Source organism: Allocoleopsis franciscana PCC 7113 (assembly GCF_000317515.1).
GTDB lineage: Bacteria > Cyanobacteriota > Cyanobacteriia > Cyanobacteriales > Coleofasciculaceae > Allocoleopsis > Allocoleopsis franciscana.
In genome coordinates, this window is sequence record NC_019738.1 from 4,633,515 (window position 1) to 4,655,530 (window position 22,016).

Consider the following 22,016-nt stretch of genomic DNA (forward strand, 5'->3'; position numbering starts at 1 on the left):
CCTATTTCCCCTCGCGAACAACCAAAACGGTTACATCATCACGACCTCGGTTGAAATCTCGGTACAAAACTCCCGCGATCAGGCTGGGATGTTTGGCAACTAAGCCAGGATAACGGTCTAAGCGCCACTGGGTACCCAATCCATCAGAGTGCATGACCAAAAGTCCGCCTTTAGGCCACTGATAGACAAACTCCTGAATCTTGCGGACTTCATGACCAACCGTACCGTTATAGGAAACCATGCTATAGCTTTTTTCCGCCGCAAAAATCGTGCCAGAAATGTTTCCCACCCCAGCAAAACGCACGGTAAGCTGTTCAAAATCAACTTCTGCGATCGCTAAAGCCGCACCGCGCGTACTCCGCAATGCCGCGTGTGCCGCCTCAACAATTTCTTTGGGACTTTTGCCCGAATGCGCTTGAAATATTCTCACTGCTTCACGGGATGCCTGGGCGGCTTGTGGGCCGTGACCCAAACCATCGGCGACTAGCAGCAAGGTGCGACCGCAATTTTGGGCGGTTGCCCAAGCATCTCCCGAAATCTCCTCACCGATTTTGGGCAAGCACACTACGCCCTTGTCTAAATCATTCTCTAGGGGTTGTACGGATGGGGAGTTTGCCCAGAGTTGAGCTAAACAGGCACTTCCCAGCTTGGGAACTGAATAAATATCAAAAAAAGCTGACAGACGACTCATGGCTCCCAAACCCGTTCCCGAAGTTCCGGCGGTAGAAAAGCCATCTTGTAAACACTGGCTGATATTGCTGATTCCTGGCCCTTTGTCTAAGGCTAAGATTTCAATTCCCTCAATCTCGTTCCGGGTCAACGGTTGTAGCACTAATTCGCCATCTTTTGCGTGGCGAATCAGGTTATTAGCGGCTTCGGTCACCACAATCCCGACTTTTCCTCGCTCCGTCTCGTTGAATCCCAAACGACTCGCCAGGGCTAGTGCAATCCGTCGCGCTTCACCCGCCTGACTAGACTCTACAATCGGTAAGGCAACAGCTTCTATCATGATTTAAGTTATTTCCACTTGGTAATAGTGACGCAGGTGCCTTTTCCGACCTCGGAAACAATATTGAATTCGTTGACCAGTCGTTTTGTACCGCTTAGCCCTAGACCGAGTCCGTTGCCAGTGGTGAAGCCGTCTTTTAGAGCCAAATCAATATCTGAAATCCCTGGCCCGTTGTCTTCAAAAGTCAGTCGCAAGCCTCGACGGATTCCTTCCTGTAGAGCTTCCAGCTTGACTGTACCGCCACCGCCATAATCCAGAGTGTTGCGTGCCAACTCACTGGCTGCCGTGACAATCTTGGTCTGGTCTACCAAACTAAAACGTAGTTCCACAGCCCACTGACGCACGGATTGTCGGACTAAGACAACGTCGGCGGAGGACTGGATGCTCATCGTTTCAGACCTCACTATGTCCATCCGCGTTCTCTCTAGCAGAAGCTGCCAACGAGGCACGCAGGCGAGCCATTCCTTTTTCAACATTTAAGGCGGTGCGAATACCAGTGAGGGACAGTCCCAACTCGACCAAGGTGATAGCAACGGCTGGCTGCATTCCCACCACAACGGTTTCGGCATCCAGTACCCTCGACATTTTGGCAATGTTCCCTAGTATCCGCCCGATAAAGGAATCCACTATTTCCAAGGCGGAGATATCAATCAGCACACCACGAGCACTGATTTGGACAATCCGGTTCGTTAGGTCGTCCTGCAAGGTCATGGCTAGGCGGTCATGCATATCGACTTGGATCGTCACTAGCAGGAATTCACCCATTTGCAGGATGGGGATACGTTCCATACAAAATCTCCTGGCTCTATACCATACCGCGATTGGTGCGACTAATCGACGCCCCAGTTCGCTTGAGAGCTAGCGCAAAGGCATCTGCCAGCGACGCTTTCGTCACCATATCAGCCAAATCGACGCCCAGATATACAATGGTTTGGGCAATCTGAGGACGAATCCCACTGAGGATGCAATCCGCGCCCATCAGACGAGCGGCGGTGACTGTCTTCAGTAAGTGCTGAGCCGTCAGAGTATCGACGGTTGGCACACCTGTAATGTCAATAATCGCCACTTCCGAACCCGTCTCAACAATTTTCTGTAACAGAGACTCCATCACCACTTGAGTTCGGGCACTATCCAAGGTGCCAATAATCGGTAGGGCTAAAATGCCGTCCCATAGTTTTACCACTGGCGTTGACAGCTCCATCAGCTCCTCTTGCTGGCGCATAATCACTTCTTCGCGAGTTTTTTGATAGATCTCAGTCGTCCAGAGTCCCAGCTCGTCGAGCAAGTTACTGGCTAGCACAATTTCCTCAATCAGGCTAACAGCATCCTGCGCGAGTTCGGCTCGCAGACGGGTGAACAGAGGTTGCTTAAATGAGAAAACAAAGGTTGCTGTTTCCGTAGGCGTAAAGCCTTTTTGGGAGCGAGTCCGGGAAACACTCGCCAACATTTCTCGCACCCCCTTCCACTCTGGTGCGTGAGTATCACTCAAGTCACCCTGCTGTACAGCATTTTTGAACAGATCTAGGAACTCTCTGCACTCCTCTCGCAACTCCGTCTCTTTGTGCAAACCTTGGCGGGTACCATCGGTTATTTGCTGTTGCAGCCAATCCTCCAATAGTTGGACTTGATAATTTTTAAGAATCTCTGGAATTTTACTTTTGCCGCTCAAGCTCATCTAACGGCTCCTTCGCTTAGCCGGAATTTTAGGGAGTCATTGTACAGGTCAATCATTAACTAGGCTTTTTGGTTCACTAGCTCGAATGGTGGCGCTGAACACTGAAGTGTCTGGTAATTTCTTGAGTGCACTTAAAGCTGCTCAAGAGGATAATGTTGCCGATGACTGGAGGTAGTCCCTTAAAGGCTGATTGACTTACTTATTATAGGGACAAAGTGAGACAAAATTTACTAACTTCGTTATGATAAAATTTTTGTACTAATTTTTGAGGCTTTTAAACATTTGAGGCTTTTAAAGCCTACCATTAGGATGTATTGAAAAATAAACAATTTTTTTAACGCTTTAATAAACGCCCATGCGGCTTCAATTTAGAAGTGCATTTAGCGATAAATTGATATTCATTAATTTTCATGTTTTTAACGGCAGATGCAGGTACGCCGTTACTAATCAGCTTAATCTTCAGTTAAAGCGATCACAAGGCATTGATAATCAGAGGATCTTGAGGAGTTGCGGTAGGCTTAATCGTTATCCACTGACCCGTTTGGGGGTCTCGATAAAGGGGTGCTTCAGCCAGGGTTTCCTCAACGGGTTCAGGTGAGTGGATCGTCAGCCATCGACCCGTTTGAGGGTCTCGATAGGTGGTGAAGGGTTGTTGTCGGGGTTGCTTCCAAAGTGCCATAAAATTATCTCCATCGATCAGAATGGCTTGTCCTGATAAAAATATATTAGTCTGCCCCAAAATAGAGTTTCGTGATTGGTAGCTCTATAATTTGGTGAAGAAAGTCACTGAAAACAGCGACCGCTGACAATCAAAAGTAGGATGTAAATTACAATTCAAGAGTGATAATTTGGCAGATTAGTGGTGATTGCGATCGCAGGACAATTGGAAATCTGTCACACCGATAAGTTTGATACTGAAGTTGTTAAACAGTGATTAGACAACGCTTATTATGGATTTTTTCCTTACTGTTTTGCCTAGTTCTAGTTTTAGTTGTGAGTATTCGTAATCCAGCAGCGGGTTCAGACCGCACAGAAATTCTCTGGGATACTTGGGGTATCCCCCATATCTATGGAAAAAGCGATGGGGAACTCTTTCACGCCTTCGGCTGGGCGCAAATGCACAGTCATGGTGACTTGATTATGCGCTTGTACGCTCAAGCAAGAGGACGGGCGGCTGAGTATTTAGGTGAAAGTTACCTGGATTCGGATAAATATGTCAGAACCATGGGCATTCCGGAACGAGCCAAGGAATGGTATCAGGAACAGAACCCAGCTATGCGCGGCGACCTGGATGCGTTTGCGGCGGGAATGAATGCTTATGCCCAAGAACATCCCGACCAAATTAACAATGAACTCAAGTCGGTGTTACCTGTCGATGGGGTGGATGTGCTGGCTCATGTGCAACGGGTGATTCATTTTAACTTTATGATTAACCCGCAAAGTGTGGAGGCACTCCGTTCTCGTCCCAGTGTGGCTGGTTCCAATGCTTGGGCGATCGCACCTTCTAAATCAGCGAGTGGTAACGCCATGCTACTGGCTAACCCCCACTTACCTTGGTCAGACTTTTATCTGTGGTATGAAGCGCAGCTTACTGCCCCCGGAATGGATGCTTACGGGGTGACTTTGGTGGGAATGCCAATCCTGGCGATCGCGTTTAATGAGTCTCTGGGTTGGACGGTGACGGTGAACACCCATGATGGCTGGGATGCTTACGAACTGACACTAGCCGATCAGGGTTATCGTTGGGATGGCAAGGTTCGCCCGTTTGAAACCGAAACCCAAACCCTGAAAGTCAAACAAGCAAACGGTACACTACGGGAAGAACCCTTCGTTGTGACGCGATCGCTTCACGGCCCCATTGTCGCCCAACAAAATGGTAAAGCCATTGCCGTGCGCGTAGTTGGATTAGACCAGCCGAATATGATGGAACAATTGTGGGGCATGGCACGGGCAAACCAGTTGAGCGAATTTGAGGCGGCATTAAAGCCTTTGCAGTTGCCGATGTTCAACATCCTCTATGCCGACCATCAGGGTCATATTTTATATGTATTCAACGGTCAGGTGCCCATACACCCAAAAGGAAATTGGAACGACTGGCAGGATGTTGTACCCGCAGATACCACAGCGACGCTGTGGACGAAAACCCACCCCTATCAAGACTTACCGCGTGTCCTCGACCCTCCTTCCGGCTGGTTACAGAATGCCAACGATCCCCCCTGGACAGTCACCTTTCCCGCAGCACTCAATGCCAACGATTATCCCTCCGATATGGCACCCCGTTTCATGCATTGGCGGGCGCAGCGTTCAGCCAAGCTGCTGATGGAGAAAGAAAAAATCAGCTTTGAGCAGATGATTGCGGATAAGTTCTCCTCCCGCATGGAATTAGCGGATCGAGTTCTGGATGACTTAATTCGGGCGGCACGTCAGTCGGGTAGCGAATTAGCGAATCAGGCGGCTGATGTCTTGCAAGCTTGGGATCGCAACGCGGATGCAGAGAGTCGGGGTGCTGCACTCTTCGCCGCTTGGGCACGAACCATGCCTGCTCAAAACCGATACGCCAATCCCTGGAATGAAAATTCTCCTCTCACCACACCGAACGGTTTGGCTGACCCTGAAGGTGCAGTAAAGGTGCTGGAGACCGCCGCCACCACGGTAAAATTACTCTACGGAGCGTTGGATGTGCCATGGGGTCAGGTGGCTCGGCTACGGTATGGCAAGGTGGATTTACCGGCGAGTGGTGGCCCAGGTATGTTTGGCATTTTCCGGGTGATCGACGTGATGCCTTCTTCAGCGGATGGACGCTTCCAATCCTTTGCGGGTGATACTTATATTGCCGCCATTGAGTTTGCTAATCCCATCCGGGCAAAAGTTCTGAACACCTACGGGAATTCGACTCAGCCTAGTTCACCACATGTTGGCGATCAACTGGCTTTGTATGCCCGTAATGAAATGCGACCCGTTTGGCGTACCCGCAAGGAAATAGAGGAGAACTTAGAATCGCGCCAAGTTTTTTAGTCCGTCCTCGTAGGAGGTGCGGCGGTGGGCTTGGTTGGCTCACATCGTGCACCATTCTCAAGTTTGCCTCCACACCCGCCAAGAAATTAATTTCTTGGCTTATAGCTCAAGTTCATTGAAATGGACTGAAACTCAAATCCTGTCGTATGAAGCGGAGAACGCTGCGCGAATTGCCTTCTGCCTGCTGCCTTTCAAGACAGATCTGAGTGTATTCACTTTTTTCCCTCCCTCAAAACCTGGCAGGGATCTACCTACATCTGAAAATTTTGGGTAAGCAACCACTGAAGAATTAGCGGGATTATTGCCTTGAACCAGAAAGAATTAATACAGCCGCCGAAATCATTAACCTGTGCCGCAGAAAATCAGGGATTTAGGTGTGATTTAATTCTATTAGGAGAGACAAATCATGACGATTAATTTTAACCCCAATCTTCTTCCTAACGATGCTCCCAGTGATGAACTGATTGCTGAAAAATTAGGAGCCTTATTGCTGGGCGATCCCGACGCATTTCAGGAGGAAGTCGAGCTGTCAATCAGTAGAGGATGGGATGCAGCGACGTTTAACTTGATTTTTGATGATGATGAGGAAGATGAGGGAGATGAAGTAGAAGTGGAAGCTGCATGATTCTACCCCTAGAGAGTGGCTTGTTTTCAGTGAAAGCATTATCTTTCGGGATAATGGGTTGATACTGAGGGTAGATACAATCCCCATCTGCCTAAACGGTGGGGGAGTAGAAGTCGTCTCTATTGGAGAATCGTTATGTCAAAAGAGCAAAAGAGCAAGAAAGAATCTAAAAAGCCTAAAAAGGAATCTGATGGGAGTAAGAAACAAAAGAAAGACCCCAAAAGATATGATGGCTAGTCACACGTTGAGCTAGATAAAAGTACACCTTTTCATAAAAAGCAGGTAGCGCAGAAGAAGGGTGATTAGCTGTCATCCAGCACCCAAGGGGCGATCGCAGAAATGGGAACAAAAGCGATCGCTTCCCCAATTCGGTAGGATGAGCATAGGTTTACCCCAACGGCGGCTGTATGGTTAAAACACCCTCTCAGCATTGGACAATTCCCCCTTTAGAAAATGGCGATCGCTTAAACCGTTACGAATTTGAGCGCCGTTACAACGCCATGCCCAATCTGAACAAAGCTGAGTTAATCGAGGGGATTGTCTACATGCCTGCTGCACTACGTTTCAAGAGTCACGGTCAACCTCATGGCTGGATGATCGGATGGTTGGTAACTTACGAAGCTACAACACCAGGTGTTGCGTTGGGAGTTGAACCAACGGTGCGGCTTGATATCGACAACGAACCTCAACCGGATGCAGTACTCCTAATCATGCCACAAGCAGGGGGTCAAGCACGATTGAGTGAGGATGATTATATTGAAGGTGCTCCAGAGTTAGTTGTCGAAATTGCCGCTAGCAGTGTGGGAATCGATCTTCATGCTAAAAAACAAGCTTATCGCCGGAATGGGGTGAAGGAATATATTGTCTGGCAAGTGCTCGATCAAAAAATTAGCTGGTTCTATCTAGATAAGGGTGAGTATCTCGATTTACCAACTGATACTGATGGAATTGTCCGGAGTCGAGTCTTTCCGGGGTTGTGGTTAGCGGTTGTAGAGTTATTAGCTGGGAATATGCAGGGCGTATTGGCAGTTTTACAAGAGGGAGTGCAATCTCCTGAACATGCCGCATTTGTCCAGAAATTAGCTAGTTACTAATTAGCCCATTGTGAAGAATTAGCCTCAGCTTTCACGAGTCACAATGGCACTTGAAGACTAGAGTGACCTATTTTCTGACCTCTTTTTCGCCAAGAGGCAGCCTTCATCACACCACGAGTACTCATTTCCTTGCTGATAGTTGAAGGACTTGCAAAGCCTTGCAACTGCTCGGAACGCTTATTTGAGGATTGGCATTGCTCCTTAGTTCGATGGTTTCCTGACAGGAGAAAAGCCCTGACAACTTCGGTTAAGTCTGTAAAACAGAGGGTTTTGAAAATGTAGGCGATCGCACCTAGGTTCATGGCTTGGTCTTTTTTGTCCACATCGCTAATCATCACAATAGGTATATGTATCAGTTCAGGCTGCCGCTTTAGCCATGACAGTAAGCAAAGACCGGATAGATGAGGCATTGTTACACTGATTAGTATCAAATCAGGTAAGGGATACCGCTGTCGATTAGCATCAGTTTTTTTGCCTTTTAGGTAATTTATCGCTTCCTCTTTGTTCTCAACCAATTTGACGCAAACATCTAACTCTGTACTGGAGTTTAGACTACGATGGCAAGGAGTGCCGAGTAGAGAAGCAGTAATTACGGCAAAAAAATTAGTCAAGTTCGCGAGTGCCAATCGCGAATAAAACTCAGCGCAATGAAACTGACATGAAATGATACAGACTTAAGCTCAAGCCGGGATGATTGCCCAGAACAAAAACTCTCGCGTGTGTCTCTCCGGTTCTGTGTTTCCGTGTCTACCCTAATCAAGAGCATCCAACCTGACATGTATAAGTCATGGGAAAGGGGAGAAAATGATAATTAACCAAAATCGATCATTTCTCCCCTGCATGAACTATAAACAACTTCAAGAATTTCGCCAACAAGTTTACGACTTAATTAACTTCGCGCAGGATGCTACTTTTGAGTTGACTGATGCTGTACTCACAACTCGCAATGTCTATAGCCTAGCTGAATTTTCTTTAAGTCCCTTTTTTCGACGGAAGTGGCCGAGCATATATGAAGCTCTACAAGACTGTAGACCGAATCGCAACAAGTTAATGCGCCTGTATATCAAACAGATACTAGTGCAGGAGCGCCCCGTTTTAGCCGTAGATCATACGGCTTGGGCAAGAGTTCATTCACCAACATTGCAAGACCGTACTTACTGCCATCAGCCAAGTGCGATCGCTTCCAACAAACCGATTAGTATCGGTCAAGGATACAGTACCATAGCTTGGATACCCGAACATAAGGGCAGTTGGGCATTACCTTTGAGACATGAGCGGATTACCAGTTGGGAGAATCCGATTAGCAAAGCTGCTTGGCAAATCAAACAAGCTTGTAAGTATTTGCCACTACGTCCGATGATTTTACTCGATAGTGAATATGGCAATGCTTCCTTGCTCAATCAAACAGCCCAGATAGAAGCCGACTTTTTGATGAGGATTCGTTCTAATCGTTGTTTATACTCAGCACCTCCTGCCTATACAGGTAAGGGACGACCCAGAAAACATGGTCAAAAATTTAAGCTCAACGACTCATCAACTTGGTGGGAAGCTACTGAAATGGTTGAAGTTGAGGACTCAAGGTTTGGGCAACTTCGAGTCCGGATGTGGCAAGACCTGCATTTTTCTGGTAGTGCTTCAATTGCTATGCAATTAATTTTAGTCGAACGTATCCTGCCGGAGCAATCACACTCAAAGTCTCAACCGTTATGGTTGGTGTGGGTAGGTCAGGAAATGCTGCCCCTGCCTGAGATTTGGCGACAATATTTACGTCGCTTTGCTGTTGACCACTGGTATCGTTTTCTTAAACAACGATTACATTGGACAGTTCCTCAACTGAGTACTCCATGCCAATGTGAAAGGTGGAGTGATTTAATGCCCATATTGACTTGGGAATTATGGTTAGCTAGAGACTTGGTGGCACAACACCACCTTCCTTGGCAAAAACCCCTGTCAAATTTAACTCCTGGGCGGGTGGCTGAGTCGTTCGCATTACTTTTACCGGAGATTGGCACACCGGCTGTCTCTCCCAAACCCCGTGGAAAGTCTCCGGGTTGGCAAGCCGGGAACAAACGTACTAAAAAAACTCGTTACCCAGTAGTGAAAAAAGGAAAAACACCACACAAAAAACGGACAAAAAAAGCTGCTTAATCTCTATTTTTTCTCTGGCTGTTCTTCTTTCTCAGCTTTTGTTATCGCTGAGTTAGTTTGTCGTAGTCTAATCTCCAGTCTGTACCTTCACCAACCGATGAACTAGGAGGGTAAGAAAGGTCTATTTTATTCAAACTAGAGGAATTATAATTTGCCGTTTTTTCCACAGGCTTTGACCAAGCCGCGACTAAGTTAACCTTATTCAGGAGACGCTTATTGAGGGCGCGTTGAATCAGAAATTGGTCGTCAGGATTATCTTCGACTAAGAGAATGGTAGTATTCATTCGCACCCTCGGATTGGAGATGATTATGGGGGATTCAGCAAACTTGATAATGACTAGTAATCACTAGAAAGAATGATTGTTTTCACCGCTCTCTTGTAACCTAAAGGTTCTTTTTATCCCCAACATCTCCTGTAAGAGGGAGCTAAATGTTAAATCAGGACGTGACTCTGGATACACAGAATCTATGACGAGGGGGTCAATTCATGCGCTAGAGTCGGAGCGTTATCAACTGCAACACCTGACGAGAGCAACGGAATTATGTGGAAAGTATTGAGTGGATTTGGATTGCTGACAGGGGCGACTTACCCGTTTCGGGTTCTAGCGGTTTTCAGGCGCACTCCCCGCCTCTGGGGGTATGTCGCTATACCGATTCTGGTCAATTGTATCGTCGGTGTTGTCCTGTATGCGGGATTACTCTTCTTTGGTTGGGACAGCGTGGCGTATCTCATGGGTAGTCTGACTCATTGGGTAGACTCCCTGATTACGAACCTGCCAAGATGGCTGGGTATTTTGGATTATTTAATTATTGGTGTTGGCTGGTTGCTGCGCTTGCTACTGGTAGTCGGCTTACTGCTACTGACTGGCTTTGTACTGGTGCAATTTGGGGTGTTGCTGGGTGCGCCGTGGTATGGTCAACTTTCTGAGCAGTTGGAGGAACTTCGCACCGGTCAGCTCCATATAGTAGAAGTAGGGATTGTGCGAGATATTGGACGAGCCATCTTATTTGAGTTGAAGAAATTAGTGCTAGTCGTGGGAGTGGGGGTTGTATTACTCCTGTTGAACTTAGTACCGGGTATTGGGACGTTAGCCGCTACAGTGGGTGGCTTTGCACTGGCGACAACCATTGTCTGCCTCGACTTTATGGATGCACCCCTCGAACGCCGCCGCCTGCGCTTTCGGGAAAAGCTGAGAATTGTATTCCGCAGTTTACCCGCGAGTGCTAGTTTTAGTTGGGTTTGTTTGGCACTGGTGAGTGTGCCACTGTTGAATCTTCTGACAATTCCGCTGTGTGTGGCATCGGGAACGTTATTTTTTTGCGATCAGGTTTTACCGGGTGGCGAAGCCAATCGCGTTTCACCGGGTGCCGATGGTCTTCTCTTGACACAAACGCGACAGAAACGGCAGCAGCGAAGCTGAGCGAATCTTGCCAAACCTTGCTCACTGCCAAACTGCGATGAATCAAACTCGGACAATCGCGTATCTGATAGTAGATCGGCTCATACTATACCCTCAACAATATATAGGAGCTTAAAACCGCTCCAATACACATGCCCTATTAAAGACATATTTTTACCTAACGATGAAGTTCAAACCCCAGATTTTATCCCGGAACAGCAGGTATCTCTCGGAGCAAGTCAGGTTCATTGTGTACAAATGTAATTTGCAATGTCCCTACTAACTCCTTGTGTTTGGGCGTCGAGTTGTTAGCAGGGATGAGTTGCTCCAGGCTCTGTTGGCTCAAATGCAAACCTGTTTCTTGCACAGATGCAGCGAGCCTGTCCAAGTTGGCGCTGGGCACCTCAAAGTTGATGCAGATGAGGACGTTCGAGTATAGGTGGAAGTCAGTAATCCAGGCTCCTGCTTGGCTAATCGCCTCACTCACACAAGCAGTCATCTGAATCCGTTCTGCTTTGGTGAACCCATCCAAGCGTAGAAACCGTTGCTCAAACACAGCGTCACCTCCCAAGTGAATCAGCTCCACTATAGAGGAGTAATCATAGAGCGGTCTTCATCCTGCAAGGTCACCTATCTGGGTGATATTAAAGACGATACTTATTAGACCTGGGGGGCGAAAATCGAATGAGAGCAAGAGACTCCAAGAGCTGCGCTCACAAACATGGGATGAAAGACTTTCCTCCTAACTTCTGACTCCTGACACCTGACTCCCGACTTTCAAGATAGGTCTATTTTAGAGAATTGGTATTAACTCAATTGATTTTGCCACTCGAAAAGTACAGCTCGACACTGAAGGCAAGTTAAATCTTGAAGTAAGCTGCGAATGCCTTCCGATGTCGTGGGATAGGTAGCTGCCACAAGGTCAGAGTTTACCGAGATTGTCGGATCGATTTCTACGACAAAACCGTAGAGTTTTTGGTTGGAGAACGAACTATTAATCGCCCAACCCTTAGGGTTAAGGAGAGTAAGGTGTGCGATCGCATCCTCCCTTAAGCCCAATTCCTTCTCTAAAATTTTCGGCACTGCCGTTTCGGGTGTTTGCCCCTCACTGACACGCCCACCCGGAAAATCGAGCGTTGCTTCTCCCAATCCAGGGCGATAATTCAACATGGGAAACAGTAGCTGACCGTCATGAAGGGTCAACAGAACCACCGAATCTGTTTTTTCCACTCGCCAATAATCGATCACTTGCTGGCGATCGTCTTCTAAATGTTCACCCAATAACGTGAACCAAGGGGAACGGATTTCCAAAAATCGGTCTAAGGTTTTCCAGTGCTGTTGGCGAGTTTCATCCATAATGTTTTTCAGTACGATTGTCCGGTAATTAGGGTAATGGAATATAAAAGACTCGGCGATAGCGATTTGTTAGTATCTGAAATCTGCCTGGGAACGATGACCTATGGTCATCAAAACACGATAGAGGACGCCCGTGAGCAACTCGATTATGCCATTGCCCAAGGTATCAACTTCATCGATACTGCCGAGATGTATCCGGTACCGGGACGGGCCGATACTCAGGGAAAGACTGAAGAATATATCGGTGATTGGTTGGTTCAGCAGCCGCGAGACAAACTGATTATCGCCACCAAGGTAGCAGGCCCTACCTCTCGCTTAAGTTGGATTCGAGGGGAAAAACGCCAAATTGACCGTCCCAATGTCGAGCAAGCGGTAGAGGATAGCCTCAAGCGTTTACGCACAGATTACATTGACCTCTACCAAATCCACTGGCCCGATCGCTATGTTCCCCTATTTGGTGCACCGGATTATGACAAGGCGCAGGAACGAGAGACTACACCCATTGCCGAACAACTGGAGATATTTGCCGATCTGATCAAAGCGGGTAAAATTCGCTACTTGGGTTTGAGTAATGAGACCCCTTGGGGGGTATGCGAGTTTTGCCATTTAGCGAAACAATTGGGATTGCCGAAAATTGTCTCGATTCAGAATGCTTTCAACTTAATCAACCGGGTATTTCAGATTCACCTTGCCGAAGCCTGTCGGTTCAATAATGTGGGTTTGTTGGCCTATAGTCCCTTGGGATTTGGTGTTTTGACGGGCAAACATCTCAATGGCAAAGCGGAACAGTCCCGGATGGCTTTATTTCCGGGATTTGGTCAGCGCTATGACAAAACTAATATGATAGAAGCAGTAAGGGCTTATGTGGAAATTGCCCACAAGCATAACCTGACTCCGGCACAGTTAGCATTGGCATTTGTGCGATCGCGTTGGTTTGTTACCAGTACCATTATTGGGGCAACCACAATGGGACAGCTTCAGGAGAATCTCAACAGTTTAGAGGTGACGCTGGATCAAGATATTTTGGCAGAAATCGATCGGGTTTATGCTCGGTATCCTAATCCCACTCCATAAGCGATCAGTCTTCAATCATCGACGGTGTGCACCCATAATGCAGGAAAATATTCTCCCCTAATTTCACCTGCTTCCCCTGTCTGTTTTCGAGTCATGCGCTTCTCTTAAAATTAAACATCTCTCCTAGGTTAGGTTTCTTCCCAACATCGATTTATCGATTAAACTTTGATGGGTTTTGCGATCGCTCTAACCATCCGTCAAATCTGAGTGTTGAACTACCTTGTAAGTTTCTGGGTGCATCCGGCTGAGGAAATATATCTCCTCAGTTCAAGCTGGAATGAAGTTCATAGATTGGCGCAAATAGCATCTTGATTCTCTTGGAAATGAAGCCTGAACGGGCACTTCTTGGGTGTAGCTACGACTTACTTTTTACCCTAAGCAACAGGTGGCTACTAAAATAAATTTAACTATGATCAGAAAAATCTTTACACAGAGTACTCATCCCTGCCCTAACTTTTTCAGGAAAAAGAAGAGAGCACAACAAGAAAAAATCTTGACTTTTTTCCTATTGCCTTTTGCTGGTTTTTTTTTCCCTTCTTTAGTAAAGGCACAATCCATCGTTCCGGCGGCTGACGGCACCGGGACAGTGGTAACACCTACGAACAATCAAATCGACATCACAGGCGGACAACTGTCTGGTGATGGAACTAATCTTTTCCATAGTTTCTCTCAATTCAACCTGAATCAAAACCAGATTGCAAACTTCCTCTCTAATCCATCCATTCAAAATATTTTGGGTCGAGTCAGCAGTGGAGATGCCTCAATTATTAACGGTTTAATTCAGGTTACAGGTGGTAATTCTAACTTATTTTTGCTCAACCCAGCCGGGATTGTTTTTGGTTCTAATGCAAGCTTAAATGTGCCTGCCTCTTTTACTGCCACAACGGCTACAGGAATTAGTTTTGGTAACAATTGGTTTAATGCCACGGGGGTGAATGACTATCAATCCTTAGTCGGTACGCCCAATACGTTTGCCTTCAATACCTCCACCCCTGGGGCAATTGTCAATGCTGGCAACCTTGCCGTGGGACAAGGACAAAACTTAACTCTTTTAGGGGGTACGGCAGTCAGTACCGGGCAACTGTCTGCACCCGGAGGACATATCACCGTCGCCGCCGTACCAGGCTCCCATTGGGTGCGCCTGAGCCAACAGGGAAGCGTACTCAGCTTGGACATCCAACCGCTGACGGGAAATGGTAGTCAACCAGAACAGTGGACATTCCCGGTTGCCTCTTTACCTCAACTTTTAACGGGTGGCAATGCAGGAAATGCCACGGGATTGGCTGTCAACAGCGATGGCACTGTGCAGCTAACAGGTTCCGGCATCGGTGTAGAAACTGGGGATGTGGTAGCGCAGAACGTAACGGCTCAAACGGCAACACTATCGGCGAACCACAATTTAACCTTAGTGGAAAGCCAACTCATCACGACCGGAAATCTGACGCTTCTGGCAAAGGATACGGTGCGAGTGCGGGATAGCGTGACCAATCCCTTTATGGTTCAGGCAGGGGGAAATCTCTATATTCAGGGCGATCGCCATATCGATATTTTGGCACTCAACCATCCCCAGACTCCGTTTACTAGCGGCGGTCAACTGAGTTTAGTCAGTAATGGTGATATTTCTGGGGATGCTCACTTTGCCAGTAATGGGTTCTCGATTCTCAACTTGGCAGGCGCTCCTGGTAATTTTGTCAGCCTTTACGACCCTATTATTAGTTCAAATGGGGATGTCACGTTTGGAAATTACACCGGTGTGGCACTTAAGGTAGAGTCTACAGGCAGCATCACGGGTGGGAATATCACAATTACGGGGCCTGATACCGCTCTGCTTGCGGGTTCCGATCCGGATATTCCAATTTTGCAGAGTAGTCCAGCCCTGATTTTGCGAGCGGGTTTGACTACCTTAGCCAATGCCCTGAATGCTCCTATTCAAGTAGGGCAAACAACCTTTACTTCTTCTGGAACCTCGTCATCTCCGGCAAGCATTACCGTAGGGAATATTGACACCTCGAATCAAGGTCAAGGCAGTGCTGGACCTGTGATCTTATCGGCTCCAGGCAACATTACCACCAACAATATCACTTCAAACGATCAGGGGCCAGGTGATGCTGGTTCTGTAACGTTGACGAGTACACAGGGTAATATTATCACAGGTGATATTTTAGCTAACGATCAAGGCCCAGGTAATGCTGGTTCCATCACGCTTACGGCTGGAGGTACAAATACCATCGGCGTCACCAATGTCCAGAATCAAGGTCCTGGTAATAATGGCACTTTGTCCATAGTACCCAGTCCGAATCCTTCACCCAGTCCGAATCCTTCACCCAGTCCGAATCCTTCACCCAGTCCGAATCCTTCACCCAGTCCGAATCCTTCACCCAGTCCGAGTCCCTCACCTACTCCAAGTCCTTCCACCAGTCCAAATCCCATACCCGTTCCCACTCCCTCACCCACCTCAAACTCTCCAACTACCAATACGGGGGGTAGCCCAACCAGCACTGATAGTGGCAGCACAATCAGCAATACGGGGGGTAGCTCAACCAGCACTAATAGTGGCGGCACAACCAGCAATACGGGAGGTAACACAACCAGCAATGCAGGAGGTAACGCAACCAGTACTGACAGTGGCAGCACAACTAGCAATACGGGAGGTAGCCCAACCAGCACTGACAGTGGCAATGCCAACTCACCTGGAGGAGACACAACCAACACCGATGGTAGAGCGGAAGAACCGACTCAAGCTAGTACCAATGCAGCACAGAGCAATTCTGATTCCACGCCGGATTCTGCTGAGGCTGCATCACAACTGTTTTCCAGGCTAGAAGGGCTGTTCTCGCGACAATACCAAGACTATTTTGGGTTGCCTGTTGATACAGCAGTTTCAACTTTGGCAGATGCCCGTAACATTCTCCTGAATATTGAGCAATCCACTGGAGTGAAGCCGGCACTCATCTATGTCGCATTTGTACCCCAGAACGAAAGCCGTGAGAAAACAGCTTCGCAAGAGTTGGGGAAAGAAAATCGTCTCTCCCAGAGTAAGAACCAGAGTAAGAATAGCGATCGCTTAGAATTGCTGGTGGTGACAGCTCAAGGAGTGCCGATTCGCAAGCCGATTGAGGGAGCAACGCGTGAGCAAGTCATGAAAGTTGCAGATGAGTTTCGTTCTGAGGTAACCCGCTCTCGCAGGGATAAGAGCTATCTGGCTCCATCGCGACAACTCTATCGATGGATAGTGGCTCCTATAGAAGCCGATTTAAAAGCGCGAGGCATTGAGAACGTGAGTATGGTGATGGATATTGGCTTGCGTTCTCTTCCTATTGCTGCTCTCCATGATGGTCAACAGTTTCTGATCGAGAAATACAGCGTTGGCTTGATGCCCAGTCTAACGTTGACGGATACCCGCTACAAGGATATTAAAAACTCCCAGATTCTAGCGATGGGGGCATCGCAATTTGTCGAGCAAAAACCCTTACCGGCTGTGCCGCTAGAATTATCCACGATTACTGATTCTTTGTGGCAAGGCGAATTCTTTCTTAACGAGGCATTTACCCTAGGAAATCTTAAGGCACAGCGACAACAGCAACCGTTTGGGATCATCCATTTGGCTACTCATGCTTCTTTCCAAGCAGGGAGTCCCGGCAACTCTTACATTCAACTTTGGGACACCAAACTGCGGTTGAATCAACTACGAGAATTAGGCTGGAATAATCCACCCGTCGAGTTATTAGTCTTGAGTGCCTGTCAGACAGCTTTGGGGAATCAGGATGCTGAATTAGGCTTTGCAGGGTTAGCTGTGCAAGCTGGGGTTAAGTCAACTTTGGGCAGTTTGTGGTTTGTCAGTGATGAGGGAACGCTGGGGTTAATGACAGAGTTCTATCAGCAGCTAAAGCAGGTACCGATTAAGGCAGAGGCATTGCGACAAACACAACTGGCAATGCTTAAAGGACAGGTGTATCTCCAAGGAAGCCAATTAGTCACGAGTACTCAATCAGCGCCTCTTTCAGAAGCACTCGCCCAGCTAGGAGACAAAAATTTTGAACATCCTTATTTTTGGGCGGCTTTTACGTTGGTTGGGAATCCTTGGTAATGTTGTTTTTGGCTGGATTCATTGATTAAAAATTGATGGAGTTGGCTCTTAATCATCGAATCTGTTTGCCTTGCAATCATATTTTTTAACGCTCCAGAGCGCAGAGGGGGACGCGGAGGAACGCCGAGGTTTGTGATTAATCCCATGTAAATGGAAAGGATATTACAGTTGAGCAGAAAGTTCTTGGAACATTGGCAGGAGTCGGTCAACATCCAGGACAAAAATAGTGATGGATGTTTCATTTTGGGGAATAACTGCTACATGACTCGCGACATCTAACGTATCTGAACGGCGGTAAGACTCTGGTAAAACCCGAATCATTCCTCGTGAAACTTCCATTAAAGCAGGAGTCTCATTAACTGGAATTCCATAGAGTTCACCTGTGATATTTTGTACAACTATTAGATAGCTGCTTAGGTTAGATTCGCTGATTTGGCTAGCGTTAAAAAAGCGTTGATGCAAATCTACAACGGTAATTTCACCCTCACCTAAGTGAGTTATTCCTACTGCTTTCAATCCACTCCCATAAGTAGATGTATGATTAACCACTTTGTAAACTGACTCAATCCGTAAAGCCAGATTTAGACGCCCAATGTTGAAGACGATGAGTTTGACTAATGATGTAATTTTCCTTGTTCTGGAAAGTTCAGGCTCACCAGATTGTAAGTGAAGTAACAGATTGTTCATAAGTTGTAAAAGACGGATTGAAGACTAAACAGGTATTCGTTCAACAGTCGGTTGACCCATGAGCTGTTTAATTGCCACTAAAAACTCTTGTTCTAAATAAGGCTTAGTAAAGTAAGCATTAGCCCCTAATTGCATGGCTAACCATCGATGCTTATCATTACTTCGGGAGGTCAACATAACAACCGGAATGGTCGAGATTTGAGGGTCTTGGCGACGATGACTCAAGAATTCAAAGCCATTCATGTTTGGCATTTCAATGTCACAAATTACTAATTCTACGGATGAACTTTGCTGCAATCGTTCGATTGCTTCCCGCCCATCTCTGGCTTGTAAGACTCTAATTCCGGCTCTTTCTAAGCTGAGAGCCAAGGTTCGGCGCAAGGCAACGGCATCATCCACCACCAAAACGGTTGGCGTTTTCATCGGTGTGCTATGAGGCAAGCTGTTGCTGAATGATGCACTTCCCGGTGCGGCTGACTCCATCAGCATCGCCTGCGGATTCAATCCTGTCGTTGTCGCCGTTGCCGCTGCACTTTGGGCTAAGAGTTGATCGAGCAGAACCGTTGCATCAATCACAGGAATCACACTGCCATCCCCCAAAATGGTACAACCGTAGGTGGAACTGGGAGGTGCGATCGCACTTCCAAACGGTTTGATCACCAGTTCTTGCTCGGTTACCAATCGATCCACTTCTAACGCTAGAAAAGTGTTTTCTTGGCGCAGGACTAACATGGGCGACGCCCAACTCTCCGGCGTCGGTACAGCCAGTAACGCTCGGCTGGGAGATGTGTCCGGTAAGGGACAGGCATACTCCAAAAGCTCAGTCAGTCGATAGGTGGGCACAATTTCTCCGCGCCAGTGCAAAAACTGCTGGCTTCCCGAATACTTAATTTGCTCCGGTTTAGGAATAACAATTTCTTCAATACTGTCAGACGGCAACGCCAGCGCTGTGGAACCGCTGAAACAGACGAGTAACTTGGCAATGGTTAAGGTTAACGGCAGGCGTAAGCTAAACGTGGTACCCACTCCCGTCTCCGAAGAAACCCCAATCGTGCCTTTGAGCGATCGCAATTGTGATCGCACCACATCCAATCCGACACCCCGTCCCGAAAGCTCACTCACTTCACTGGCGGTGGAAAATCCCGGCTCGAAAATTAAGTTGAACAAGCGACTCGTGGGAATCATCGCCAGTTGTTCAACTGACACCAACCCTAATTCCACCGCCCGACGACTAATCCGTTCGAGATTTAAACCTTGACCATCATCCTTAACTTCAATGACGGTTTGACTGCCTCGGTGGTAAGCTTTAATTTCAATTTGACCTTGTTCCGGTTTCCTCAAGCTGCGTCGAATGTCTCTCGATTCGATCCCATGATCGAAGGCGTTCCGAATTAAGTGCAGCAAGGGATCGAAGAGTTTTTCCAAAACGGCTTTATCCACCAACACTCCCGTACCACTCAGCTTTAAACTGATCGGTTTGTGATAAGTGGTCGATAAATCCCGCAACATCCGAGGAAAACGGTTGAGTACTTCCCCTAGGGGCAACATTCGCGCCCACATCAGTTCATCCCGCAATTGAGTTAGCATTTGTCGCTGTCGTTCCAGCGTCTGATCCGTCGCCTTTGCAAACAAGACAATATCATCCACCGACTCTTCAAGCTGCATCATCTCTTCGAGGAGTCCTTGCAACTCAGAGTGAACAACTCCATAGTTGTCCAATTCCAGAGAGTCAAAATCATCAAAATTTGATTGCGCAACCTTGAATGTTCCCAACGGATCTAAAATCCGGGGTAGTGACCCTAAGTTGTGGCGTTCTGGAGCAATTAGCATTTTGTCTGACAAGTTCTGCAATTGACCCACCAAATTTTGCACACGAGAAAATCGATTCAGCAGTTCTCGAACCGATCCCTGGAGTTGCTCATTTTGCAGCGAGAGTCCATTGCGGTTAATGGCAAGCTCACCCACTAAATTATTCATCCGTCCCAATCGTTCCACATCAACCCGCACCGATAGGTTAGGCGTGGGAGCCGCTTCACTCTTCGCTCCAGTTGGAGAATTAACGGTTGTGGAATCTTGAATATTGACTTTAGAATTGGGTGTCAAGCTATTAGCGATCACCTCTATACTTGATTCAGCAAGCTCTGGTAAACTCTCAAAGATTTGCTCAATCTGATGAATCGCTACTTCTAAAGTCTCTGGTGTTGAACTGAGCTCAATCTCTTCTGAGGTTTGTGCTTGAAGTGCATCGAATGACGATGTCACCGGGACGATAGCGCTTGATGTTGGAGCCTCTATCTCTACAGGAATAAAAGCATCCCCAAAACCCTGCTCTAATGCAGGAATCCCTGCTTCCGCCTCATCCGTTATTCCTATCGCTTGTGCCCATTCAACCTCTAGGATTTCACTATCTGATACCAACTTGCTGTCAAAGGCAGCAGACTTGTTCTCTCGTTCCCCGTCCTCACCAAAGCTTAGGCACTGTTCCCCTGCTATATCAGGGGTAGCCATAGCCCCGCCAAAGATGTCTTCAAGTGAGGGAATAGGGTCTTCTATTTCTGCATGGGTTAGCTCGAATAGCGAAGAGATGGTTTCTTCATTGGGTTCAATATTGGCCTCGAATAACGAAGAAATATTGTCTTCAATCGGTTCAATATTCGACTCGAATAACGAAGAAATATTGTCTTCACTCGGTTCAATATTCGGCTCAATGATGGAACGGGTGATCTCTTTGGTGACCTCTTTACTGGGTTCAACGCTCAGTTCAAACGAAGAAAATAGGTTGTCTTCCGCTGCTTCCAAGCTCGGCTCAAACAGTGAAGACATGCTATCTTCGGCTGGAGCAACACTCAGATCAAATAGGGAGAAGATATCGTCTTCAACGGGTTCAAAGCTTGGCTCTAGCTCGACAATCGACTCAGTTATTGGAGTAGCGGTATTGGCTAAGGCGATTAAAGCTGGAGACGGTTTAATCTCAACACAAGAGCGAGTGCTAGAATTTCTACCTGCGAGTACGGCAACTCTTGCCATCTGAAAGTCCACCAGCGCTAGTTGCGTAATCTCTAAAGCGCGGTCAGGGTGAGCCTTCAGAGCCGCTAGGGTGGTGTGAGCGATCGCGCCAAAATCGGGCAAGTTGAGAAACTCGGCAAACCCCGCAAACACTTCCGCTTGTGCCCTCAGTTCTCCTGCTACTTCATAGTTTTGAGGATTAGCGACAACAACAGTGAGGCGTTCTACTCCCTGAGCCACATCGACTTCAAAAATCGACTGAGTCATATCCACGCCCAAGTCGGCTGAACTCGGCATGTAAGTGTCTGCTTGGCTCAATTGCTCACTAAAGCGTTCCTCAAGCTGGGCAAAGATGGGTTCGGCTAAGTCAAAGGCTTGGGAGGGGTCAAAGTAACCGGTTTGAATCTGCTCCATTAAAGGAAGACGCAGACAGTCGTAGGCTTGCAGCAGTTGACTTTCCAGGTCAGTATCAACGTGTAACTCATCGCTGTAGAGTACCTTGAAGATATTTTCTAGGCGGTGAGCGAGGGTGGCAATTGCTTCGAGTTCTACGCTAGCGGCTCCACCTTTAATCGAGTGGGCAAATCGCATCAAGTTGTGAACGTGGCTCGTATTTTTCTCCTGCTTCAGGGTGAGCAAACCTGATTCGATCGCCTGTAACAGTTCGGGAGCTTCTTCGATAAAAAACTGATAGGCTTGGTCGCGGATCTCAGGATTGAGTGCCATAGTTTCGTGATGGGGAATTGGTAATTGGGCATTGGTGATTGGGCATTGGTAATTGGGAAAAAAAGAATGCCAGGAAGACAAGGGATAATTTTCCCAATTACCCATTACCCATTA

Annotated in this window: 19 protein-coding genes; 7 read left to right on the forward strand and 12 right to left on the reverse strand. The window is 47.4% G+C overall.

Annotated elements, in window-relative coordinates; genetic code table 11:
- Position 1: 1 nt before the first annotated feature.
- The 5 genes from MIC7113_RS19185 to MIC7113_RS19205 all read right to left on the reverse strand — a co-directional run bounded on the left by MIC7113_RS19185 (position 2) and on the right by MIC7113_RS19205 (position 3,363).
- Positions 2–1,009, reverse strand: a complete 1,008-nt coding sequence (locus MIC7113_RS19185) for an ATP-binding SpoIIE family protein phosphatase (RefSeq protein WP_015183828.1) — start codon at positions 1,007–1,009, stop codon at positions 2–4.
- 8 nt (positions 1,010–1,017) lie between these two features.
- The gene (locus MIC7113_RS19190) at positions 1,018–1,398 is read right to left on the reverse strand and encodes an anti-sigma regulatory factor (RefSeq protein WP_172642246.1); all 381 of its coding nucleotides are present in this window, start codon (positions 1,396–1,398) and stop codon (positions 1,018–1,020) included.
- 4 nt (positions 1,399–1,402) lie between these two features.
- Positions 1,403–1,798, reverse strand: coding sequence for an STAS domain-containing protein (locus MIC7113_RS19195; RefSeq protein WP_015183830.1), 396 nt, complete (start codon positions 1,796–1,798; stop codon positions 1,403–1,405).
- A gap of 16 nt (positions 1,799–1,814) precedes the next feature.
- A complete protein-coding gene (locus tag MIC7113_RS19200) occupies positions 1,815–2,684 on the reverse strand; it encodes an STAS domain-containing protein (protein ID WP_015183831.1) in 870 nt (289 codons plus the stop codon).
- Positions 2,685–3,156: 472 nt separating this feature from the next.
- Positions 3,157–3,363: a hypothetical protein gene (locus MIC7113_RS19205; protein WP_015183832.1), complete on the reverse strand. Its 207-nt coding sequence runs from the start codon at positions 3,361–3,363 to the stop codon at positions 3,157–3,159.
- 251 nt (positions 3,364–3,614) lie between these two features.
- Here MIC7113_RS19205 and MIC7113_RS19210 point away from each other — a divergent pair, with 251 nt between their 5' ends.
- Together MIC7113_RS19210 and MIC7113_RS19215 are read left to right on the forward strand one after the other, a co-directional pair.
- Positions 3,615–5,699, forward strand: a complete 2,085-nt coding sequence (locus tag MIC7113_RS19210; protein WP_015183833.1) for an acylase — start codon at positions 3,615–3,617, stop codon at positions 5,697–5,699.
- A gap of 406 nt (positions 5,700–6,105) precedes the next feature.
- Positions 6,106–6,324 (forward strand): hypothetical protein, encoded by a 219-nt coding sequence (locus tag MIC7113_RS19215; RefSeq protein ID WP_015183834.1) that lies wholly within the window; start codon positions 6,106–6,108, stop codon positions 6,322–6,324.
- A 302-nt stretch (positions 6,325–6,626) separates the two neighbouring features.
- On the opposite strand, the gene MIC7113_RS38695 is transcribed toward MIC7113_RS19215, so the two are convergent.
- The gene (locus tag MIC7113_RS38695; protein ID WP_256374759.1) at positions 6,627–6,755 is read right to left on the reverse strand and encodes a hypothetical protein; all 129 of its coding nucleotides are present in this window, start codon (positions 6,753–6,755) and stop codon (positions 6,627–6,629) included.
- On the opposite strand from MIC7113_RS38695, the gene MIC7113_RS19220 reads away from it, so the two are divergent.
- Complete coding sequence (locus tag MIC7113_RS19220; RefSeq protein ID WP_015183835.1) at positions 6,732–7,418, forward strand: Uma2 family endonuclease; 687 nt, start codon at positions 6,732–6,734, stop codon at positions 7,416–7,418. The two genes, MIC7113_RS38695 and MIC7113_RS19220, sit on opposite strands and share 24 nt — an antisense overlap.
- A gap of 38 nt (positions 7,419–7,456) precedes the next feature.
- Here MIC7113_RS19220 and MIC7113_RS33585 read toward each other — a convergent pair whose 3' ends face one another.
- Entirely contained in the window at positions 7,457–8,029 is a 573-nt protein-coding gene (locus MIC7113_RS33585; RefSeq protein ID WP_172642247.1) for a response regulator, read from the reverse strand.
- A 229-nt stretch (positions 8,030–8,258) separates the two neighbouring features.
- Between MIC7113_RS33585 and MIC7113_RS19230 the strand changes: the two genes are divergently transcribed.
- Positions 8,259–9,566, forward strand: coding sequence for an NF041680 family putative transposase (locus tag MIC7113_RS19230; protein WP_015180559.1), 1,308 nt, complete (start codon positions 8,259–8,261; stop codon positions 9,564–9,566).
- Between the two features lie 41 nt (positions 9,567–9,607).
- Here MIC7113_RS19230 and MIC7113_RS19235 read toward each other — a convergent pair whose 3' ends face one another.
- Positions 9,608–9,850 (reverse strand): response regulator, encoded by a 243-nt coding sequence (locus MIC7113_RS19235; protein WP_015183837.1) that lies wholly within the window; start codon positions 9,848–9,850, stop codon positions 9,608–9,610.
- A gap of 258 nt (positions 9,851–10,108) precedes the next feature.
- Here MIC7113_RS19235 and MIC7113_RS19240 point away from each other — a divergent pair, with 258 nt between their 5' ends.
- Complete coding sequence (locus MIC7113_RS19240) at positions 10,109–10,987, forward strand: EI24 domain-containing protein (protein ID WP_015183838.1); 879 nt, start codon at positions 10,109–10,111, stop codon at positions 10,985–10,987.
- Between the two features lie 184 nt (positions 10,988–11,171).
- On the opposite strand, the gene MIC7113_RS19245 is transcribed toward MIC7113_RS19240, so the two are convergent.
- The gene (locus MIC7113_RS19245; protein ID WP_015183839.1) at positions 11,172–11,522 is read right to left on the reverse strand and encodes a hypothetical protein; all 351 of its coding nucleotides are present in this window, start codon (positions 11,520–11,522) and stop codon (positions 11,172–11,174) included.
- Between the two features lie 251 nt (positions 11,523–11,773).
- Complete coding sequence (locus tag MIC7113_RS19250; RefSeq protein WP_015183840.1) at positions 11,774–12,322, reverse strand: NUDIX domain-containing protein; 549 nt, start codon at positions 12,320–12,322, stop codon at positions 11,774–11,776.
- A gap of 36 nt (positions 12,323–12,358) precedes the next feature.
- Here MIC7113_RS19250 and MIC7113_RS19255 point away from each other — a divergent pair, with 36 nt between their 5' ends.
- Together MIC7113_RS19255 and MIC7113_RS19260 are read left to right on the forward strand one after the other, a co-directional pair.
- Positions 12,359–13,396, forward strand: a complete 1,038-nt coding sequence (locus tag MIC7113_RS19255) for an aldo/keto reductase (protein ID WP_015183841.1) — start codon at positions 12,359–12,361, stop codon at positions 13,394–13,396.
- 409 nt (positions 13,397–13,805) lie between these two features.
- Entirely contained in the window at positions 13,806–17,483 is a 3,678-nt protein-coding gene (locus tag MIC7113_RS19260; RefSeq protein ID WP_015183842.1) for a CHAT domain-containing protein, read from the forward strand.
- 162 nt (positions 17,484–17,645) lie between these two features.
- Here the strand turns inward: MIC7113_RS19260 and MIC7113_RS19265 are convergent, their stop codons facing one another.
- A complete protein-coding gene (locus tag MIC7113_RS19265; RefSeq protein ID WP_015183844.1) occupies positions 17,646–18,170 on the reverse strand; it encodes a chemotaxis protein CheW in 525 nt (174 codons plus the stop codon).
- Between the two features lie 24 nt (positions 18,171–18,194).
- The gene (locus MIC7113_RS19270; protein ID WP_015183845.1) at positions 18,195–22,007 is read right to left on the reverse strand and encodes a hybrid sensor histidine kinase/response regulator; all 3,813 of its coding nucleotides are present in this window, start codon (positions 22,005–22,007) and stop codon (positions 18,195–18,197) included.
- Positions 22,008–22,016 lie beyond the last annotated feature (9 nt).

What these genes read in the sequence shown, in the direction of transcription:
- MIC7113_RS19205 (WP_015183832.1), bottom strand. Translation starts at nt 3,363, where the DNA reads ATGGCACTTTGGAAGCAACCCCGACAACAACCCTTCACCACCTATCGA.
- MIC7113_RS19215 (WP_015183834.1), top strand. Translation starts at nt 6,106, where the DNA reads ATGACGATTAATTTTAACCCCAATCTTCTTCCTAACGATGCTCCCAGT.
- MIC7113_RS19270 (WP_015183845.1), bottom strand. Translation starts at nt 22,007, where the DNA reads ATGGGTAATTGGGAAAATTATCCCTTGTCTTCCTGGCATTCTTTTTTT.
- MIC7113_RS19195 (WP_015183830.1), bottom strand. Translation starts at nt 1,798, where the DNA reads ATGGAACGTATCCCCATCCTGCAAATGGGTGAATTCCTGCTAGTGACG.
- MIC7113_RS19220 (WP_015183835.1), top strand. Translation starts at nt 6,732, where the DNA reads ATGGTTAAAACACCCTCTCAGCATTGGACAATTCCCCCTTTAGAAAAT.
- MIC7113_RS19240 (WP_015183838.1), top strand. Translation starts at nt 10,109, where the DNA reads ATGTGGAAAGTATTGAGTGGATTTGGATTGCTGACAGGGGCGACTTAC.
- MIC7113_RS38695 (WP_256374759.1), bottom strand. Translation starts at nt 6,755, where the DNA reads ATGCTGAGAGGGTGTTTTAACCATACAGCCGCCGTTGGGGTAAACCTA.
- MIC7113_RS19230 (WP_015180559.1), top strand. Translation starts at nt 8,259, where the DNA reads ATGAACTATAAACAACTTCAAGAATTTCGCCAACAAGTTTACGACTTA.
- MIC7113_RS19250 (WP_015183840.1), bottom strand. Translation starts at nt 12,322, where the DNA reads ATGGATGAAACTCGCCAACAGCACTGGAAAACCTTAGACCGATTTTTG.
- MIC7113_RS19185 (WP_015183828.1), bottom strand. Translation starts at nt 1,009, where the DNA reads ATGATAGAAGCTGTTGCCTTACCGATTGTAGAGTCTAGTCAGGCGGGT.
- MIC7113_RS19200 (WP_015183831.1), bottom strand. Translation starts at nt 2,684, where the DNA reads ATGAGCTTGAGCGGCAAAAGTAAAATTCCAGAGATTCTTAAAAATTAT.
- MIC7113_RS19235 (WP_015183837.1), bottom strand. Translation starts at nt 9,850, where the DNA reads ATGAATACTACCATTCTCTTAGTCGAAGATAATCCTGACGACCAATTT.
- MIC7113_RS19260 (WP_015183842.1), top strand. Translation starts at nt 13,806, where the DNA reads ATGATCAGAAAAATCTTTACACAGAGTACTCATCCCTGCCCTAACTTT.
- MIC7113_RS19255 (WP_015183841.1), top strand. Translation starts at nt 12,359, where the DNA reads ATGGAATATAAAAGACTCGGCGATAGCGATTTGTTAGTATCTGAAATC.
- MIC7113_RS19190 (WP_172642246.1), bottom strand. Translation starts at nt 1,398, where the DNA reads ATGAGCATCCAGTCCTCCGCCGACGTTGTCTTAGTCCGACAATCCGTG.
- MIC7113_RS19265 (WP_015183844.1), bottom strand. Translation starts at nt 18,170, where the DNA reads ATGAACAATCTGTTACTTCACTTACAATCTGGTGAGCCTGAACTTTCC.